Genomic DNA, 19,482 nt, shown 5'->3' with positions numbered 1-19,482 from the left:
GCTGACTAAATAAGCTTTACACAGCATGCTTGAGTCTGCGCTGACAGCGCCCGCCCGGGGCGCCGTTGCTATTAGTACAAGGTAATCGAATTCCATGTTTAAACGTTTGCGGGGCATGTTCTCCAGTGATCTCTCCATCGACCTGGGAACCGCCAACACGCTGATCTACGTGCGCGATCGCGGGGTCGTGCTCGACGAACCCTCCGTCGTTGCCATTCGCCACTACAACGGCCAGAAAATTGTCGAGGCCGTCGGTGTCGAGGCCAAGCGCATGCTCGGCCGGACCCCGGGCAATATCACTGCCATTCGTCCCCTCAAGGATGGTGTGATCGCCGATTTCCAGGTCACCGAGAAAATGCTGCAGCACTTCATCAAGAAAGTGCATGAGCACAGCTGGATGCGCCCCAGCCCGCGGGTGCTGGTGTGTGTGCCCTGCCAGTCCACCGAGGTGGAACGCCGTGCGATCCGCGAATCGGCCATGGGCGCCGGTGCGCGCGAGGTCTGGCTGATTGAGGAGCCCATGGCTGCGGCCATCGGTGCCGGCCTGCGCGTGGAGGAGGCCAGCGGCTCCATGGTGGTGGATATCGGTGGTGGCACTACCGAGATCGCCATCATCTCCCTCAACGGCGTGGTTTACTCCGATTCCGTGCGGATCGGCGGTGACCGCTTCGATGAGGCGATTGTGAACTATGTGCGCCGTAACTACGGCAGCGTGATCGGCGATGCCACTGCCGAGCGCATCAAGGAGGAGATCGGCTGTGCCTACGCCGGTAGCGAGGTGCGCGAGATTGACGTGCGTGGCCGCAACCTGGCCGAGGGCGTGCCGCGCAGCTTCACCCTGAATTCCGACGAGATCCTCGAGGCCCTGCAGGAGCCCCTGACCGGTATCGTGCAGGCAGTTAAGAGCGCGCTGGAACAGTCCCCGCCCGAGCTGGCTTCCGATATCGCCGAGCGCGGTATGGTGCTGACCGGTGGCGGTGCGCTGCTGCGTGACCTGGACCGCCTGCTGATGGAAGAGTCCGGCCTGCCGGTGATCGTCGCCGACGACCCCCTCACCTGCGTTGCCCGCGGTGGCGGCAAGGCACTGGACATGATGGACAAGAGCCGCCTGTACCTGGTGTCGAACTGAGTTCGGCACCCCTTGTACCCGATATCGATAACAACAAAGCAAACTGACCTGTTAATGGGGGTTACCCATTAAACCGCTATTTACCCGCGGCCCGTCGCCGGAATCCCGCATCCTGGTCCTGGGCCTGGTGGCGGCCGCGCTCATCGTCGTCAATATCTATACCGACTGGTTGCAGCCGGTACGCGACCGCGTGGCCAGCCTGGCGGAACCCTTCTACTGGATTACCGATGCGCCCGCCCGGATGGGCGAGTGGGCCGGGGACCAGTTGCGTTCGCGCGATGAGCTGGAGGAGGAGAACAGCCGCCTCCGGCGCCAGGTGTTGCTGCTGGAGCAGCGCAGCCAGCTGCTTGCCGCCGCCAGGGCGGAAAATACCCAGCTGAAGGAATTGATGAACTCCGCCGAGTCGGTGGATGAGCGGGTGCTCGTTACCGAGATTATCGGCGTGTCGCCGGACCCCCTGGAGCATGTGCTGGTGATCGACAAGGGGCGTGATGACGGCGTGCGCCTGGGTACCCCGATCATGGATGCCAGCGGCCTGCTGGGACAGGTGATCGAGGCGGGCCCCGGTGCCAGCCGCGTCCTGCTGATTACCGACGCCAGCCACGCCCTGCCGGTGCAGGTGCTGCGCAACAGTGTGCGCGCTGTGGCCGAGGGCACCGGTGATCTCTACCGCCTCAAGCTGCGCCATGTGGCCAATACCAGCGACGTGCGGGAGGGTGACCTGCTCCTGAGTTCCGGCCTGGGGGGGCGCTTCCCGTCGGGCTACCCGGTGGGCGAGGTGATTTCCGTCGAGCGGGATCCCGGTCGCGCCTTCGCCGATGTGGAGGTGCAGCCGCGCGGCCGCATGAACCGCAGTCGTTTCGTGCTGGCGGTGATCACCGAAGGGGATGAGGCCGTTGGAACCGAATAATCGCTGGTTTATTGCCGCGACGGTGCTGGTGGCCCTGTTGCTTTCGGTGATGCCGCTGCCGTACCAGTGGCTCTGGTTCCGGCCCGCCTTCATGGCGCTGCTGGTGATCTTCTGGATCAACCGCATGCCACAGAGCCTGGGGGTGGGGTTTGCCTGGCTGGTCGGGCTGCTGGAGGATTTCGTCACCGGCTCGGTGCTGGGTACCCACGCCCTGGCGCTCGGGGCGCTGGCCTATTTCAGCCTGCTGACCTACCAGCGCACCCGCGCCTTCAACCCGGCCCAGCAGCTCATGTGGGTGTTTGTGCTGGTGGGTATTCACCAGGTGGTGGGCAACTGGGTACACAGCCTGGCGGGTAAGCCTGTGCCCGGCCTGACTTTTCTCTGGCCGGCACTCACCACAGCCCTGCTGTGGCCACTGGTCACGCCCTGGCTCGACCGCATGGCCGGTCGCCTGCAGGTGCGCTGAAGCCCGTAGAAACCGGGGTGCGTGAACCGGCCTCCACGTCACATTTTTGGTTAAGTCCGGTAAAGAAATGCTCATTTTTCGAGCGATACCGCTATAATCAGCGGCTGATTCACCAACAATAAAGCAGTACCGTGCCAGATACCGCCGAACACAGCAGATTGATCCTTGCTTCCGGCTCCCCGCGCCGCGCGCAATTGCTGGCGCAGATTGGGGTGCCGTTCACCCGGGCCAAGACTGACGTTCCCGAAGTCAGGGCTGCCGGGGAGGCACCCCGCGACTATGTCCTGAGGCTGGCGTGCGAGAAGGCTGCGGCCGGATTTGCCGCCCAGGGCGATGCCGGGACCTGGGTCCTGGGGGCGGATACCGTGGTTGTGTCACGTGAAAATGTTCTGGAAAAACCCCGGGACTTCGATGATTTTCGCTGCATGATGGCGACACTTTCAGCTTCCGAGCACTCGGTGCTCACCGCCATCTGCCTGTGCCGGGGCGATCGCAGCCTGACCCGGGTGGAGGAAACCCGGGTGCGCCTGCGCCCGCTGCGCGACGATGTAGTCGAGGCCTACTGGGAGACCGGGGAGCCTGTCGACAAGGCCGGCGGTTACGGTATCCAGGGCCTGGGTGCGGTGCTGGTTGAGGCCATCAGTGGCAGCTACAGCAATGTGGTGGGCTTGCCCCTGGAGGCGCTGGTGCCGATGCTCGAAGAAACCGGAATCCCATACTGGCAGGCCGGGGAGGCATCTTGAGCGAGGAACTGCTGATCAACGTGGCTCCCACCGAAACCAGGGTGGCGCTGGTGGAAAACGGTGTGCTGCAGGAGGTCTACCTGGAGCGCAGTGCGCGCCGCGGTATTGTCGGCAATATCTACAAGGGCAAGGTAGTGCGCGTGCTGCCGGGCATGCAGGCGGCGTTCGTCGACATCGGCCTGGAGCGCGCCGGCTTTATCCACGCCTCCGATATCGCCCCCCTGGACGAGGAGGGCATGGAATCACGCGAGGCCGAGGTGGCGGACATCCGCGCACTGGTGCGCGAGGGCCAGTCACTGGTGGTGCAGGTGGTCAAGGATCCGATCAGCACCAAGGGCGCGCGCCTCACTACCCACCTGAGCGTCTCGGCCCGCTACCTGGTCTACATGCCCCAGACCCGCCATATCGGCATTTCCAACCGTATCGAGGACGAGGGCGAGCGCGAGCGCCTGCGGGAGCTGGTGGAGCAGGCTGCGGCCAAGCTGGCGGACGAGGGCCAGTCCGGCGATGGCGGCTTTATCCTGCGCACTGTTGCCGAGGGCGTCAGTGAAGAGGAGCTGCTGCGGGATATCCCGTTTCTTTACAAGCTGTGGTCCGAGCTGGAACAGCGTATCCGCTCGCGCCCGCTGCCCTCGGTGATTTACGAGGACCTGCCCCTGTTCATGCGCGCCCTGCGCGACCTGGCCCGCCCGCACACGGAAAAGATCCGTATTGATTCGCGCGAGGCCCACGTCCGCGCGGCGGAATTTTCCGGCAAATACGCCCCGGAGATCGCCGGTCGCCTGGAGCACTATCCCGGCGAGCGCCCGCTGTTCGACCTCTACGGTGTCGAGGAGGAAATCCGCAAGGCGCTGCAGAACAAGGTGACCCTGAAGTCCGGTGGCTACCTGATCGTTGAACAGACCGAGGCGATGAGTACCATCGATGTGAATACCGGTGCGTTCGTGGGGCACCGGAACCTGGAAGAGACCATCTTCAAGACCAACCTGGAGGCGGCCACTGCCATCGCCCGCCAGCTGCGGCTGCGCAACCTGGGCGGCATCATCATCATCGACTTTATCGATATGAAAGAGGCCGAGCACCAGCGCCAGGTGCTGCGCACCCTGGAGAAATCCATGGAGCGCGACCACGCCAAGACCAGTATTACCGGGGTGTCCGAACTGGGCCTGGTGGAAATGACACGCAAGCGCACGCGGGAATCCCTGGGGCAGATCCTCTGTGAGCCCTGCCCGGTGTGCGAGGGCCGCGGCACCCTGAAAAGTGCCGAGACGGTGGTGTACGAGATTTTCCGCGAGATCATTCGCGAGGCCCGGGCCTATGACAGTGAAAAGATCATGGTGCTGGCCAGCCAGGTGGTGATCGACCTGCTCCTCGATGAGGAATCGGCCAACGTCGCCGACCTGGAGGAGTTTATCGATCGCCCGATCCAGTTCCAGGTGGAGCCCATCTACAACCAGGAGCAGTACGACATTGTTCTTGTCTGATGCCCATTGCCGCGCCCGCCCGAGTTGCGTCTTCGCGCCCACCGGCGCGATGGCCGCTCCCGGGCGCCTGCCTGCAGGCGGGCTGCGGGGGGGGCGCCGATGATGGGTGCGGTGCGCTGGCTGGCGCGGAAGTTCTGGTTACTGACCGTCAGTGTGGTAATCCTGCTGGCGATAGTGGTACAGACCGGGCGCATGCTGTCGCCGCAGGTGGAGCAGTACCGTCCGCAGATCAGTGCATTGCTGTCAGAGCGCCTGGGTGCGCCGGTGCAGATGGATCGCATTGCCCTGCGCTGGGAGGCGCTCGAGGTCGCGCTGCAGCTCGACGGGCTGCGCCTGGGGGAGAACGGTGAGGTGCATATGGGCTACGGCCTGTTCCACCTCGACCTGCTTGCCAGCCTGTGGAATCGCGAGCTGGTATGGAAGAACCTGCAGGTGCACGACTTCTCTGCACAGCTGAACCGTATCGGCCGCGGCAACTGGCATGTGCACGGTTTCCCCGCGGCCCTGCAGGACGCCGACACCGATGGCGCGGTTACCGGCGAGCGTCTCGGGGACCCGGCACGGATTTTCCAGCTGGGCCCCAAGGTGCAGGTCCGCAATGCCAATATCACCCTGCAGCTTGCCGATGGGCAGCGGGCCCGCATCAGCCTGCCGCAGGTACTTCTGGAGAACAGTGGTGCATTCCACCGGTTGAGCGCGCGTGCCTTTATTGCTGACACCAATGAAGCCGACTCTGCGAATACCGATTCCCCTGCCAACGCACAAAACCTGCCGGTGGCCAAGGCCCCTGCGGGTACCGAGACACTCCGATTGATCCTGGAGGGACGCGGCAACCCGCGTGATCGAGAGCACTTCACCCTCAATGGCTACCTGCAGCTGAATGAGCTGCAGGTGAATGACGACACCGTGGCCCTGTTGCAGCAGCTGACCCCGGTCCCCGAGCGCTACCACTGGCAGGGCAGGAAGATAGCCCGCGGCAACCTGTGGCTGCGCAGCGACAGTGAGGCCGGCTACCGCCTGCGCGGGCGCCTCGACCTATTGCAACTGGAGGGGGAGCTGGCAGCTGGCCGCGATGGCAGCGGGACCCCAGAAGTACATGGGGATCAAACCGGGCAGGGTGATCCGGGCGCGGGCGAAGCTGAAGCCGTGGCGGGCACGCTGGACCCGCTGCGCTCGCTGGGTGGCGACATTTCCGGCCAGTGGCTGCCTGGCGGACAGTGGCGACTCGCCCTGCAGTCCATCGAGCTGGATTGGCGCGATGTCGCCATGCCGGCCCTGAACATCCAGGCCAGCGGCGGTGACGGCGAGGGTGTCCAGCTCTCCCTCGACTACCTGGAGCTGGAGGCCTGGAATCGTATCCTGTCACGCCTGCAGTTGCTGCCGGAAAAGGCCGGGACCTGGCTGGAAGCACTGGAGCCCACCGGCGCCCTGGAAAACCTGCGCTTTGGCCGCGACAGTGACGGGCTGGTATCACTTCGTGCCAACCTCCGCGACATACGGGCCGCTGCCCATAAGGCCGCCCCGGCCGTGGAGGGCCTGGACGGTTACCTCCAGGTGCGCGGTAGTGATGGAGAACTGCAGCTGGCGGGTGATGGGGACCTGCGGTTGCACTTCCCGAAGCTCTACGAACAGGCCTTCAGCTTTGCCCGTGCCCGCGGTACCGTCGCCTGGCATGTCGACAAGGAGAATAATTCCGTACAGGTCAACTCCGGCCCCCTGGAGCTCGAAAGTGAAGAGGGCGCGATCCGCGGCCAGTTCCTGTTGCAGCTGCCGTTTGAGGCGCATACGCGGGCAGCACAACTGACCCTGGCGCTGGGCCTGCGTGACGCGCCTGTCTCTGCCCAGGCGTCACTGGTGCCCTACACCGTCAGCGAGTCCCTGCGCGAATGGCTGGACCGTGCGCTTGGTGAGGAAAACCCCGGCCGGGTGGCGCGGGCCGGTTTCCTCTATCGTGGTTATGGCTATGGTGAGGGCGAGAACGCTGACCTGCTGGCCCTGGGCGAGCGCCAGGAACGCCAGACCGTCCAGCTGGCCGCACAGCTGGAACAGGGACGCATCGACTACCTGCCTGGCTGGCCGGCGGCTCGGGAGGTGGACGCGCACCTGGCAATCAACGATGGCCACGTGATGGTCAACGCCGGGCGTGCCCGGCTCTGGAATATCGATGCCCGCGATATCGAGGTGGGCGTTTCCCCCGATCCGGCCGGGCAGGGCGCGCTACTCGGTGTCCGTGCCAGCCTGGCGGGCCCCGCAGCCGATGGCCTGCGCCTGCTGCAGGAGTCCCCGTTGCGTGAGAAACTCGGTGATGGCTTTGACGACTGGCGCCTGGGCGGACAGATGCAGGGCCACCTGACCCTGTCGCAGCCTCTGGGCGGGGCAGATATTGAGCCGCGCCAGCGGGTCGACCTGGAACTGGCAGGCGCTGACCTGCATATGGACGACACCCGCCTGGTGATCCAGTCCCTGTCCGGGAATATGCACTATGACAGCGAGGCTGGCCTGGAGGGGTCAGCCCTCAGTGGGCGCCTCTGGGGGCGGCCGCTGAGGGCCAGCATTCACCACCAGGGCGAGGGGGAAAACCGGGATACCCAGGTCGTGGTGAGTGGTCGCAATACCACCCAGGCCCTGCGTGAGTGGACCGGCCGGCCCGAGCTTGCCTGGCTCGAGGGCGAATTCGACTACCGCACCCTGGTGACCATCCCGGCTCCGGTGAAAGACAAGCCCTATCGCGCGATGGTGGAAGTGACATCGGACCTTGAAGGGGTCGCCGTGAACCTGCCGCCGCCACTGGGCAAATCCGCAGAGCAGGCGTCGGAGCTGGTGCTGCGGGTGCCGATTGGAAAGCAGGGCAGCCTCTACAACCTGGAGTATGGCGAGCACCTGGCCGCGCGCTTCTGGAAGGTCGAAGGTGCGGTGGAGCGCGCCGCTATCGCCCTGAATGCCGAGGCCAGGTTGCCCAGCGAGCGGGGCCTGTCGATCAGCGGTGACGTGTCCGAGGTGGATTTCCCCCACTGGCGCCAGTTACTCAAGATTTACGACACGACGCCAGAGCAGCCCGCTCCGGAAGACGGGACGGTACAGCGCCCGTTGCCACTGATGCTGGACCTGAGTACCGACCGGCTCAAGCTGGGCAAGACCGATATCAGCCATATACATATTCGTGGACGCGGGCTGGGTTCCAGCTGGGAACTCGATTTTGACAGTGAAACTGCCGCGGGGCACCTGAGCGGTGTACTCAATGCAGAGACCCCGCTGACGCTGGAGCTGGATCACCTGCGCCTGCCCGGCAAGTCCGGTGAAGAAGGCGAGGCCAAGGCCGGCGCGGCAGTCGAAGCGACCGCTGCCCCGGCCGGGACGGGGGCGCCAGTTGCTGACCCCTGGGCCGGGTTCGAATTTGCTGACCTGCCGGCGCTGGATTTCAGTACCGACAAACTCTATCTCGGCGACGAGGATTTCGGCCGTTGGTCGTTCAACCTGCGCCCGTCCGCGCAACGCCTGGTGGTCAGTGATATCCGCGGCGCCGCACGGGGCATCCGCGTCGAGGGGCGCGGTGAGGGGGACAACCGCCTCGGCGCCCAGCTGATGTGGATGCGCGATGAAGAAGGCAGGGATTCCTCCCAGTTTATCGGCCGCCTGAGCGCCGGCGACCTGGCCGGGGTGCAGCGCGCCTGGGGACAGGAGCCGGTGATCGAGAGCGAGTCAGCCAATTTTGATACCGCCCTGCGCTGGGACGGCTCGCCGGCACAGGTGGCGGCGGATGCGCTGACCGGCGACCTGGAAATCGATATCCAGGATGGTCGTTTCCTGCGCGCCACAGATAACGCCGGCTCGGCCCTGCTACGACTGCTGTCACTGTTCAATTTCGATACCTGGGCACGTCGGCTGCGACTGGACTTTTCCGATCTCTACCAGAGCGGCATGGCGTTCGACCGGGTGCGGGGCGAGGTATTTTTCGAGGGGGACGGGAGCCTGCTGATCGCGGTGCCGATCCAGGTGGAGGGCCCCACCAGTGAGCTGCAGATGGCGGGGCGGGTCAACCTGAAACGCGAGGACCTCAACCTGACCCTGGTGGCCACCCTGCCGGTGGGCAATAACCTGGCGCTGGTGGCGGCACTGGCTGGCGGCCTGCCCGCCGCCGCAGGGGTTTACCTGATCAGTAAGGCGTTCAAGAAGCAGGTCAACAAGATGGCCAGCGTCAGTTACCGTATCAGCGGTGACTGGTCAGAGCCCCAGGTGCGGTTCGACAAGCTGTTTGATGGCGATGGCGCCGAACGCCAGGGCGCCGAAGAGGCGGGGTTCCAGCGTCCCCCGCCCTCCGAGAAGCGCCCCGAGCCTGAAGGCCCGGCTCCCGGGCCAGAGACCGAAGCGGTGTCCGGTTCGCCCCCTCCCGCTACCGGTGAGGGCGAGGGTGACGAACGGACAGGTGTAATCTGAACACCGGATCTCCGACTAAAAGTGTAAGACCATGGAGTTCTGCACAGAGAGGAGAATAGATATGCACAAGCGCCTGTTGGGAACTGCGTTGCTGGCAATGGTCATCGGCCTGCCGGCCTGCACTGAGGCCGATGAAAAACGTGCCACCAACGAGGAGATGACCGTGGCCGAGGCCCGCGCGAATATCGAGGCGGGTACCAACCTGTCGACGATACCGGATTCCGCCTGGAAACAGATCCTGTCACCGGAGCAGTACGAGGTGCTGTGGGAGAAGGACACCGAGCGGCCCTTTACCGGCAAATGGCTGGAGAACAAGACCGAGGGCACCTATGTCAGTGCCGGGTGTCGCCTGCCGGTGTTCAGTTCAGAGCACAAGTACAAGTCGGGAACCGGCTGGCCCAGCTTCTGGGACGTGGCCCACCCGGAAAATGTAATCCTGAAAGAGGATTACAGCTGGGGCATGAAACGCACCGAAGTACTGTCGAAATGCGGTGAACACCTGGGACATGTCTTTAAAGACGGCCCGCCGCCTACGGGGCTCAGGTACTGCCTGAATTCACTGGCCCTGGATTTTGTCCCGGCGGTTGAAAAAACCGAATAATTGTTCGATATTGTGTTTTGCGGCTCTGCCGTGCGGCACCGCCACCCTGCAGCTGTGGGGAGGGCGGTGCCGGCAGGATGTATCGATTCGAGTGCGAGGTTCCCGGACCCGTGTCCCGCAGGCGTCGGTGCGCGGTCAGGCAGAACCGATGCAGAACAATAATCAATAGAGGTTCGAGCTGATGTCCGAGGTGGCCACATTGGGTGGGTTTTCCGTCAACCGCTACGCCCTGTTCCGGGTGTTTAAATACACCATTTACCTGTTGCTCGCGTACAACGTCTACGCGTTCTTTGTTGAGAATCACGCTGCTGCCGGGGCGGTATTTGCCGACGGTGTGCAGCTGGGCCGTATTATTGAGGCCTACAACGACTCTATCGATACCCTGGCGTGGGTGTTGCTGCTGCTGGTTTTTGAGCTGGAAACCTTTGTCCTGGCAGATGACAGGATCCGTGGCGGCGTGAAGTGGGCCCTGAACGGCGTGTCCGCTTTCTGTTACCTGTTTATCGCCTATTCCTTCTACGGCTATGTGGCCGAGATGGCGTCGCTGACACACCTGCTGCCGGTATCCGAATCTGCCTGCCAGCTGGCGGCCAGTGGTGGCTGGCAGTTGGTGGTGGGCCAGGATGACTATGTCGCCCTGACCGCCCAGAACTGTGCCGCGCTGGCGGACACCCAGGTACTGCGACTGGCTGATGCCCAGGTCCTGGGTGCGGTGTCTACCTGGAACGAGATCAAGTGGCTGGCCTGGACTGACGTGATCAATGCCGGTGCCTGGCTGCTGGTAGTGGTGATCCTTGCCTTCGACGTATGGCTGCAGCTGCGTCATGAGCTGTCCAATGCCATCATGCGTTACTCGCAGGTGATCAAGGCTGTGCTGTATTTCACCCTGCTGCTGTGTGCCATCTACTGGGGGATCAACGGCAGCTTCCTGGACTTCTGGGATGCCTTCCTGTGGCTGGTGGCCTTCTTCTTCATCGAGCTGAACCTGTTCGAGTGGCAGGCCGAGACCGCCGCCGAGAAAACCGGCCAGAGCGCCGCCTGAGTGAGTGATAGGGCCGGGCGATCAGCCGGGCGGTCAGAAGGATCGCCCCTACAGGTCTGGTAGCGTCAGCCTCGCTTCAGGACCAGCATGCGCTTAGGGGCGGACCTTGTGTCCGCCCTTCCCGTCACTGGCTGTTCTGCTCCTGCATGAAGAAGTCGCGCAGGTAACGGAACAGCTTGCGCTGCTGGGTGGGGGGCTTCTGCTTGTCCCGCTCGCGCAGGGAGTCGCGCACCAGCTGCCGCAGGTGCTGGTGGTCGGCGTGGGGATGTTGGTCGAAGAAATCACTCTGTGCCTGTTTGCCATCGTCCAGCAGGCGCTTGCGCCAGTCCTCCGCCATACGGTCAAACCGTACGTGCAACTGGTCTCGCTCGTGGAAGCGTGCCAGAGCTTCCTCAATCGCTTCGCGGTCGGCGCCCCGCATCAGCTTGCCGATGTACTGCATCTGGCGCCGGCGGGCCTCGTTGGACTTGATCCGGTGCAGGGTGGCGATCGCTTCGCGGATATCCTCATCCAGCGGCACTTCCGCCAGTTGTGCCTTGCCCATCTCGGTCAGCTGGCGCCCCAGGTCCTGCAGTTCATGCATCTCCTGCTTGACCCGGGTTTTGCTCTTGGGCTGGTCCTCATCGAAATCGTCGTATTCTTGCATTCTGGTATTCCAGCTAATTCAGGCGCCGCGGGGCCGGTACATGGTTATATCCGCTACCAGCCGGGTGGGCGCTCAGGCGTAAAACAGGGTGGCGAGCCCGAGGAAGGACATAAAGCCCACCACATCGGTAACAGTAGTCAGCGCGACCCCGCCGGCCAGTGCCGGGTCGACGCGGATGGCGCGCAGTGCCACCGGCAATATGGCGCCGGCAATGGCTGCGGTGATCAGGTTGATTACCATCGCGGCGAGGATGATCACTGCGATGGTGATGTCGTCGAACCAGAGGGCGGCAATCACGGCCATTGCCACGGACCAGAGCAGCGCATTGAGCACCGCGGAGCCGAGCTCCCGCGTCAACAGCCAGCTGAGGTTGCTGCGCCCGATCTGGCCCAGGGCCATGCCGCGGATCACCACGGTCAGGGTCTGGCTACCGGCAACGCCACCCATGCTGGCCACGATGGGCATCAGTACAGCCAGCGCCACCACCTTGTCGATGGTGCCCTGGAACAGGTTGATGACCCAGGACGCGAGCAGGGCGGTAAGCAGGTTGATACCCAGCCAGACCGCCCGCCGCGGGGCAGTGCGGCGCACGGTGGCGAAGGTGTCCTCTTCCTCGTCGAGACCGGCCATGCTCATCAGTGAGTGGTCGGCATCCTCGCGGATCACGTCAACCACGTCGTCAATGGTAATACGCCCCAGCAGGCGGTTGTTGTCATCCACCACCGGCGCGGTAATCCAGTCGTATTTCTCAAACAGCCGCGCCACCTCGGTATCGGGAAAGTCCGCTGGAATGGGCTCTACATCGGTGTTCATCACCTCGCGCACGGTGACCGAGGGATCGGTGGTAAGCAGCCGCGAGAGCGGCAGCAGGCCAATGTACTGGTCCCTGCGGTTGACCACGAACAGGGTGTCGGTGGAGGGCGGCAACTGCTCGTGGCGGCGCAGGTAGCGAAACACCACGTCGAGGGTCAGGTTGGGACGCACGGAAATGGTATCCGTGTCCATCAGGCCGCCGGCGGTCTCCTCATCGAAGGCCAGCACCCGCTCGACTCGCAGGCGATCGGCCTCGGTCATGGCGGCGAGCACCTCGCCCATGACCCGCTCGGGGAGTTGCTGCAGGATATCGGCGACGTCGTCGGCGTCGAGGCCCTCCATCGCAGCGACCATTTCCTCGGTGTCCATGGTGGCGAGGATCTGGCTTTTCACCTCGTATGACAGCTCGGGCAGCACCTCGCCTTCGACCTCGGGGTCGACCAGTTTCCAGAGCACCTGGCGAATCCGGGGTGGGGAGCTTTCCAGCAGCTGGGCAATACTCTGCGGCGACAGGGTGTGCAGCATGCGCTGCACCTCGCGGCCGGTGCCACTGTCCAGGGCGGCAAACAACTCACTGAGCTGGTTCTGCGCGCGGAACTGGATTTCAGCTGGTGGCGGGTTGGACACGGCGTTTCCTTACTGCACTGAGAGGTTCGGGGTCGGGCGGCGTTCGGGGGCCGCAGGGAGGGGATTTTATGCCTATCGGTGCCGTGCTGCCAGCGGGGCAGTGGGCGCGGGATTACTCGCCCTCGCCAAAGCGGTCGTTGATCAGGGTGGTGATGGCTTCCAGTGCGGCTTCCTCATCGCCACCTGTGGCCTCCAGCTCCAGTTCCACTCCCTTGCCCGCGGCCAGTAGCATCAGTGCCATTACGCTCTTGCCGTCGACGCACTTGCCCTGGCAGTGGACGCGGATGTCAGCGGAAAACCGGGCTGAGGTCTGCGCGAACTTGCTGGCGGCGCGGGCGTGGAGGCCCAGCTTGTTGATGATGGTCAGGCGGCACTTCTGCATGGCGGTGTCGCGTTCTCCGTCTATACGTTACGGCTGCTGTTCGCGATGGCGAACCTGGATATTATCGAATTGGCCGGCAAACGTCCTGGCCAGCTGCTCAACCATGTATACGGAACGATGGCGACCGCCGGTGCAGCCGACAGCGACACAGGTATAGCTGCGGTTGCTCTGCTGGTAGGAGGGCAGCCAGCGCCCGAGGAAGCTGGTAATGTCCCGCTGCATCTCGCCGGTTTCCTCGTGGGAACGCAGGAATTCAACCACTTCCGGGTCCAGGCCGGTCTTATGGCGCAGTTCGGCAACCCAGTAGGGGTTGGGCAGGCAGCGCAGGTCAAACACCAGGTCCGCATCAACCGGTACCCCGTGCTTGAAGCCGAAAGACTGGAACAGGATCGCCATGCCAGGAGAGTCGCGCCCGACAACCCGGGTCTTAACCTGGTCGCGCAGCTGGTGCAGGCTCAGGCTGCTGGTATCGATCACCAGGTCGGCCATGCCGGCCAGCGGGGCCAGTAATTCCTTTTCCCGGTTCAGGGCTTCCAGCAGGTGGGTGCGGTTGTCGCTGAGCGGGTGCTTGCGCCGGGTTTCACTGAAACGCTGGACCAGCACGGGAGAGCGCGCGTCCAGGTATATGACGTCGCACTGGATGCCGCTTTCGCGTAATTCATCGATAACCCGGGGTGCCTGTTGCACGTCCTGCCAGAGGTTGCGGGCATCGATCCCCAGGGCCAGCCGGGCGCTCTCCACACGCGGCTGCTCCTGGACCCTGCGCACGAGCTCCGGCAGCAGGCTGGCGGGCAGGTTGTCGATACAGTTGAAGCCGACGTCTTCCAGCAGTTGCAGGGCTGAACTCTTGCCGGAGCCGGAGCGGCCGCTGATGATCACCAGGCGCATAAGTTTCGAGGTCCGTTTCGTAATGTTTGATCGACTGCCGGCCGTTTGCTACCTGCCCGGGCAAGAGCGACCGGCGGGCTTCCGGTCGCATTGGCCAATGATCCGCCATTGCGGCGTCCGGCACAACGATAACGGATGTTTGTGAAGGATCGCAGTGGGACGGCGCTGGTGTGCTTCAGGCTGCGGCAGCGCTGTCGATGGCCAGGGCGTAGAGCTCGTCGCTGGAGTCCGCCTGGCGGAGCTTCTCCCTGACCCTGCTGTCGTTAAACAGGGCGGCGATTTCCGCCAGGGTGTCCAGGTGTTCCTGCTCCGCGTTTTCCGGCACCAGCAGGGCGAATAGCAGGTCGACCGGCTGGCGGTCGGCAGCATCGAAATCGATCGCCGGCTCAGTGGTGCACAGTACACCAATGGCCTCCTGGCAGCCCGGCAGGCGGCAGTGGGGGATGGCGACACCATCCCCGATGCCGGTGGAGCCCAGCCGCTCGCGCGCGATCATCTGGTTGAAAATCGTGTCTGCGTCCAGGTGTGGATACTGCTCGGCTATCGCCTGGGCAATATTCAGCAAGAGCTTCTTTTTGCTGCTGCCCGCCACCCGGCAAAGGCTGAGGCTGGGCGAGAGTAATGCTTCCAATGTCATAGCTTAACGATGGGCTCGCAACTTCTCTTTGTGTTTTATCAGCTGGCGATCGAGCTTGTCCGTGAGGGCGTCAATTGCCGCGTACATATCATCCGCTTCCGAATCCGCAAAGATCTCCCGCCCATTGACGTGAAACAGTGCCTCGGCGCGCTGTATTTCTTTCTTTTCCATTGACAGGGTTACCTGTCCCGTCGTGATCAGGTCATTGTGGTGGGAGAGTTTATCCAGTTTTTCGAGACAATAATCGCGAAGGGCTGAAGTCACTTCCAGGTGGCGGCCACTGATGTTGACTTGCATGGAATTCTCCTGTTCGAGTGCATCGAAAGCGCGGTTTGAACCGGCAGCACCCCCTGTCAGGGCGGCAACCCTACTAGGAAGTACGCCAGATTGGAAGGATACACTCAAACTTGAGGTATTGGTTGCGGGCCGCGTGGGATTGCATGCCCGGCAAGTGGTGGTGACCGTATTTTTCGATGGGGTCAGGTTGCGCCGCTAGGGCCCGGTTGGCGGGGCCTGCAGTGGTCTCAGATCAGGCGCTTGCGCTCACTGGAAGAGGGTATGCCCATGGATTCGCGATATTTGGCGACCGTGCGGCGGGCAACCTTGATTCCCTGGTTGGCCAGCTCCTGGGTGATCTTGTTATCGGACAGGGGCTTGCGTGGCTGCTCGGCGTCGACCAGCTTGCGGATCAGTGCGCGGATCGCGGTAGACGAGGCATCCTCACCGGAATTGGTGCTGACGTGGCTGGAAAAGAAGTATTTGAGCTCAAAGACCCCGCGGGGTGTGAACATATACTTTTGCGTGGTGACCCGTGAAATAGTGGACTCGTGCATGCCCACGGTTTCAGCAATATCCGCCAGCACCATGGGTTTCATTCCCTCGGGGCCCTGCTCGAAAAAGCCCTGCTGTTTCTCGACGATGCTCGAGGCCACCTTGAGCAGGGTCTCATTGCGGCTCTGCAGGCTCTTGAGGAACCAGCGTGCCTCCTGCAGGTGATCGCGCAGGAAGTTGTTATCGGCGGAGTTGTCCGCGCGTTTGATCATGGAGGCATAACCGGCATGGATGCGCAGGCGCGGGGTGGTTTCCGGGTTCAGCTCCACCTGCCAGCGTTGCTGGCGCCGGGTTACGATCACATCCGGTACGACATATTGCGGCTCATCGCCGCCAAAGGCCTCGCCCGGGTGCGGGTTGAGCGACTGGATCAGCCGCATCACTTCACCCAGTTGGGCCTCATTCAGCCGGGTGCGGCGCCCCAGCTGGCGAAAGTCGCGTTTACCCAGCAGGTCCAGGTGCAAGTCGACGATGGCCTGGGCCTCGGCGAGCCAGGGGGTCTCGGCGGGCATCTGCAGCAGCTGCAGCAGCAGGGACTCGCGCAGGTCGCGCGCCGCACATCCGGCGGGCTCAAACTGCTGGATGGTTTTCAGGACCGCCAGGATTTCATCCTCACCGACCTCCAGCGCCTCGGCCAGCTCCGCCAGTGGCGACTGCAGGAAGCCCCGGGTATCGATCGCGTCGATCAGGGTTTCAGCAATCAGTTTGTCGTGCCGGGAGAGTGGGGTGAGGTTCAGCTGCCACAGCAGGTGGTCGTGGAGGCTTTCGGAGGTGGCATTGCGCTGCTCCAGCAGGTTGTCCTCGCCGGTCGGGCCGCTGTAGCTGCCACCGCTGTAGATGTCATCCCAGTGGGTATCGACCGGCAGGTCGTCGGGAATGTCGTTGTTCCATTCGCTCTCGCTCGCGGCATCTGTACCGGATTCGCTGGCGCTGGCCGTGCGGTCATCGGGCCCGGGGGTCGGGTGATCCTCGCCCTTGGCCTCATCCGCGGAGGCTTCATGTTCGCCATGCTCCCCGGTATCGGTCTCCAGCAGCGGGTTGCTGTCCAGGGCCGACTGGACCTCCTGTTGCAGGTCGAGCGTCGACAGTTGCAGGAGGCGAATCGCCTGCTGCAGCTGCGGGGTCATCGTCAGCTGGGTGCCGAGCTTGAGCTGGAGGGATTGCTTCATACAGGGTAGAGAACCGCTAGAACGAAATATTCTTCCGAATTTCGATAAGGCGGCAGACTAACCTGCTGTGGGCGCGATTACAAGCAATAAGTGTGCCGAAAATGATGACCGTATTGCCTCCGCCGGCGATGGAGGTGACAGATATGCAGATTGCCCCCTCTGCCTAGGACGGTTTTCGGCGCCCGGTCCGCATCAGATGGTGAATTCGTGGCCCAGGTAAACCTCGCGTACCTGCTGGTTGGAGAGCACCTCATCCGGTGCGCCGGCGGCGATGATGTGGCCTTCGCTGACGATATAGGCGGTCTCACAAATGGACAGGGTCTCGCGCACGTTGTGGTCAGTGATCAGGACGCCAATGCCACGCTGGCGCAGGTGCTGGATGATCTGCTTGATATCGTTGACCGAAATGGGATCGACGCCGGCAAAGGGTTCGTCGAGCAGGACGAATGCCGGATCGGTGGCCAGGGCTCGCGCAATCTCCACCCGGCGTCGCTCGCCGCCGGACAGGGACATGCCCAGGCTGCCGGAGATGTGGGTGATATTGAATTCGTTCAGCAGCTCATCGGCCCGCTCCTGCCGCTGCGCCCGGGTAAGGTCCTTGCGGGTCTCGAGGATGGCGAGAATGTTGTCGCGGACGCTGAGGCGGCGAAATACCGAGGCCTCCTGCGGCAGGTAGCCGATGCCCTTGCGGGCCCGGCCGTGCATGGATAACCGCGTGATGTCTTCTTCATCGATCAGCACCTGGCCCGCGTCCGCGCGCACCAGGCCGGCGATCATGTAGAAGCAGGTGGTTTTGCCGGCCCCATTGGGGCCCAGCAGGCCCACGACCTGGCCGCTCGATACGCTGACGGATACGTCCCGTACGACTTTGCGCTTCTTGTACTGTTTGGCGAGGTGTAACGCCTGTAGCGTTGGCATACTGAATTCCTGCTGGGCGCGAGATGCCGTGGCGGCATCCCGCGCTGGATCTGGGGATTGCGAGGCGCGGCCCCGGTGGGAAGGGGTTACTGGCCTTCCGTCGAATCCTTGTTATCTTCTGCGCTGTCGGCCGGGGCTGTCCCTTCGGGCTTGCGCTCCGGTTTCCAGATCATCTCGACCCGGCCGTCGCCAGATTGGCCCTGGGCCTGCATTTTTTCGCTGTTGAGGTCATAGTCGATCCGCTCTGCGGCCAGGGTGTTGCCGTCACGGTCCACGTGGGCGTTGCCAGTCAGCTGCAGTTCGTCGGAGTTGACCTTGAACTCGATGCGGCGCGCGCGGGCCTTGACCAGGTTCTGGCTCTGTTGCATCTGTTGCTGGAAGTGGGCCGGATTGCCGGTGGCGATGACGCGGCGGATCTCCCCTTCCGGGTTGCCGTGTACTTCCACGCGATCGGCGCGGATCTGCAGCGAGCCCTGGGTGATGACCACGTTGCCGCTGTAGACCGACAGGTTCTTGCCGCGGTTGGCTTCCAGTTTCTGCGCATTGACCTTGACCGGCTGTTGGCGGTCGGCCGGCAGTGCTGTGGCGTGCATTCCCTGCAGCAGTAGCGTAGTAGCTGCCAGGGCGCACAGGAAGTTATTGAGTTTCATAGGTGCTTTCCACCTCGGAGAGTATCTCTACCCGGTCTTGTTTCAGGAAGGCGCGCAGGCCTTTTCCCTGCGTCCGGTTCGGGCCGGCGGCAATAGTAACAAGTTTGTCTGTTTCCGCGTATTCCTGGCGGGGCTTGATGGTGATTTTCTCGGTATCCAGTACGATGCCGCCGGGCTCCGGGAGTTCATTGATATGCACGTCGCCGCGCAGGACCACCCGTTCGCCATTGTTAAAGGCCACCCCGGTCCGTGACTCCGTGCGCCACTTGGGTTGGTCTCCCTGGAAAAACAGGATGCGTGGCTCCTTCAGGTTGGCGCGGTCACTGCGGGCATACTGGAAGAAAGTAATCCGCTCCGCGTCCACCCGATAGGCCAGGTTGCCCTCCAGGTTAAAGTGGCGTGTGCGTGCATCGCGGATCACCAGGTCCGGGGCGCGTTTGTGCTGTTTCGGGGTCGGGCGCTTGCCCAGCAGCTCCGGGGGTGGGCTCTCGGCGAACCAGGCGGCGACGCTGATCAGGGCCACGATCACAAACAGGGGGAGCCAGGTCCGCATCAGTACTCCCCGATATACGGTGCCAACGCGGCGGCGAAGGTGCCCTGGACATGCATAATGCGGTCGCAGACCTCGCGTACTGCGCCTTCACCGCCGCGGCTGCTGGTGACCCAGATCGCCCGCTCACGCACCGGTGATGCGGCATTGGGGACCGAGATGGGGCAGCCGATGCGAGTCATTACCAGCAGGTCCGGGTAATCATCACCGACATAGGCAATGTCCTCCAGTCGGCAGCTGTCCCCGTCGAGCAGCTCCTGCAGGGCGGCAAACTTGTCTTCGCGACCCTGGATCAGTTTGTGGATGCCCAGGTCGTGGGCCCGGCGCTCCACCACACTGCTGCGACGCCCGGTAATGATCGCCACCTGGACGCCGGACTTTTGCAGCATCTTGATGCCGTGGCCATCCAGCGTATTGAAGGTTTTCAGTTCATTGCCGCTGTTGTCGAAATACAGGCGGCCATCGGTGAGGACGCCATCGACGTCCAGGACCAGCCAGCGCACCTGCGCCAGTTTGCGGTCGATTTTCTCTTGCTGCTTTTCGCTGGAACTCACAGTTTCTT

19 protein-coding genes are annotated in these 19,482 nt (G+C 63.3%); 8 read left to right on the top strand and 11 right to left on the bottom strand.

All coding sequences use genetic code 11. The features are described 5' to 3' along the window. Positions 1–94: 94 nt before the first annotated feature. The 8 genes from LVD10_RS09675 (at position 95) to LVD10_RS09640 (ending at position 10,809) form a co-directional block, all read left to right on the top strand. Positions 95–1,129 (top strand): rod shape-determining protein, encoded by a 1,035-nt coding sequence (locus tag LVD10_RS09675; RefSeq protein ID WP_091507849.1) that lies wholly within the window; start codon positions 95–97, stop codon positions 1,127–1,129. 67 nt (positions 1,130–1,196) lie between these two features. Next, a complete protein-coding gene (gene mreC / locus LVD10_RS09670; protein WP_255701183.1) occupies positions 1,197–2,039 on the top strand; it encodes a rod shape-determining protein MreC in 843 nt (280 codons plus the stop codon). Continuing rightward, positions 2,026–2,505, top strand: a complete 480-nt coding sequence (gene mreD, locus LVD10_RS09665; protein ID WP_237063411.1) for a rod shape-determining protein MreD — start codon at positions 2,026–2,028, stop codon at positions 2,503–2,505. Before mreC ends, mreD begins: the two co-directional genes overlap by 14 nt. A 158-nt stretch (positions 2,506–2,663) precedes the next feature. Then, entirely contained in the window at positions 2,664–3,248 is a 585-nt protein-coding gene (locus LVD10_RS09660; RefSeq protein WP_232941249.1) for a Maf family protein, read from the top strand. Continuing rightward, complete coding sequence (rng, locus tag LVD10_RS09655) at positions 3,245–4,732, top strand: ribonuclease G (protein WP_232941250.1); 1,488 nt, start codon at positions 3,245–3,247, stop codon at positions 4,730–4,732. The genes LVD10_RS09660 and rng overlap by 4 nt, the downstream gene beginning before the upstream one ends. 99 nt (positions 4,733–4,831) lie before the next feature. Then, positions 4,832–9,166, top strand: a complete 4,335-nt coding sequence (locus LVD10_RS09650; protein ID WP_237063409.1) for a YhdP family protein — start codon at positions 4,832–4,834, stop codon at positions 9,164–9,166. 61 nt (positions 9,167–9,227) lie between these two features. After that, on the top strand, positions 9,228–9,767 hold the full coding sequence (gene msrB / locus LVD10_RS09645; RefSeq protein WP_237063407.1) for a peptide-methionine (R)-S-oxide reductase MsrB: 540 nt from the start codon (positions 9,228–9,230) through the stop codon (positions 9,765–9,767). A gap of 181 nt (positions 9,768–9,948) precedes the next feature. Continuing rightward, positions 9,949–10,809, top strand: a complete 861-nt coding sequence (locus LVD10_RS09640) for a hypothetical protein (protein ID WP_232941253.1) — start codon at positions 9,949–9,951, stop codon at positions 10,807–10,809. 124 nt (positions 10,810–10,933) lie between these two features. Here LVD10_RS09640 and yjgA read toward each other — a convergent pair whose 3' ends face one another. The 11 genes from yjgA to LVD10_RS09585 form a co-directional block, all read right to left on the bottom strand. Then, a complete protein-coding gene (gene yjgA / locus LVD10_RS09635) occupies positions 10,934–11,455 on the bottom strand; it encodes a ribosome biogenesis factor YjgA (protein WP_237063406.1) in 522 nt (173 codons plus the stop codon). Between the two features lie 72 nt (positions 11,456–11,527). Then, the gene (gene mgtE, locus LVD10_RS09630; protein ID WP_439651232.1) at positions 11,528–12,895 is read right to left on the bottom strand and encodes a magnesium transporter; all 1,368 of its coding nucleotides are present in this window, start codon (positions 12,893–12,895) and stop codon (positions 11,528–11,530) included. 112 nt (positions 12,896–13,007) lie between these two features. Then, positions 13,008–13,277, bottom strand: coding sequence for an HPr family phosphocarrier protein (locus LVD10_RS09625; protein WP_232941255.1), 270 nt, complete (start codon positions 13,275–13,277; stop codon positions 13,008–13,010). A gap of 27 nt (positions 13,278–13,304) precedes the next feature. Beyond that, complete coding sequence (rapZ, locus tag LVD10_RS09620; protein WP_232941256.1) at positions 13,305–14,165, bottom strand: RNase adapter RapZ; 861 nt, start codon at positions 14,163–14,165, stop codon at positions 13,305–13,307. A gap of 175 nt (positions 14,166–14,340) precedes the next feature. After that, the gene (gene ptsN / locus LVD10_RS09615; protein WP_232941257.1) at positions 14,341–14,802 is read right to left on the bottom strand and encodes a PTS IIA-like nitrogen regulatory protein PtsN; all 462 of its coding nucleotides are present in this window, start codon (positions 14,800–14,802) and stop codon (positions 14,341–14,343) included. Positions 14,803–14,805: 3 nt separating this feature from the next. Continuing rightward, positions 14,806–15,099, bottom strand: a complete 294-nt coding sequence (gene hpf, locus LVD10_RS09610; RefSeq protein WP_232941258.1) for a ribosome hibernation-promoting factor, HPF/YfiA family — start codon at positions 15,097–15,099, stop codon at positions 14,806–14,808. A 227-nt stretch (positions 15,100–15,326) separates the two neighbouring features. After that, positions 15,327–16,802: an RNA polymerase factor sigma-54 gene (locus tag LVD10_RS09605; protein ID WP_232941259.1), complete on the bottom strand. Its 1,476-nt coding sequence runs from the start codon at positions 16,800–16,802 to the stop codon at positions 15,327–15,329. Between the two features lie 192 nt (positions 16,803–16,994). Next, positions 16,995–17,720, bottom strand: coding sequence for an LPS export ABC transporter ATP-binding protein (gene lptB / locus LVD10_RS09600; protein WP_232941260.1), 726 nt, complete (start codon positions 17,718–17,720; stop codon positions 16,995–16,997). 86 nt (positions 17,721–17,806) lie between these two features. Then, positions 17,807–18,370, bottom strand: coding sequence for a lipopolysaccharide transport periplasmic protein LptA (lptA, locus tag LVD10_RS09595; protein ID WP_237063404.1), 564 nt, complete (start codon positions 18,368–18,370; stop codon positions 17,807–17,809). Continuing rightward, positions 18,357–18,923 (bottom strand): LPS export ABC transporter periplasmic protein LptC, encoded by a 567-nt coding sequence (gene lptC / locus LVD10_RS09590; protein WP_237063402.1) that lies wholly within the window; start codon positions 18,921–18,923, stop codon positions 18,357–18,359. Before lptC ends, lptA begins: the two co-directional genes overlap by 14 nt. Continuing rightward, positions 18,923–19,474 carry a KdsC family phosphatase gene (locus LVD10_RS09585; protein ID WP_237063400.1) on the bottom strand — a complete coding sequence of 184 codons (552 nt, stop codon included), beginning with the start codon at positions 19,472–19,474 and terminating at the stop codon, positions 18,923–18,925. The genes lptC and LVD10_RS09585 overlap by 1 nt, the downstream gene beginning before the upstream one ends. Between the last annotated feature and the right edge of the window lie 8 nt (positions 19,475–19,482).

This window comes from Microbulbifer zhoushanensis (genome assembly GCF_021729055.1).
In the GTDB taxonomy this organism is placed as follows: Bacteria; Pseudomonadota; Gammaproteobacteria; order Pseudomonadales; family Cellvibrionaceae; genus Microbulbifer; species Microbulbifer zhoushanensis.
This window is presented reverse-complemented; position numbering and strand designations above follow the sequence as displayed.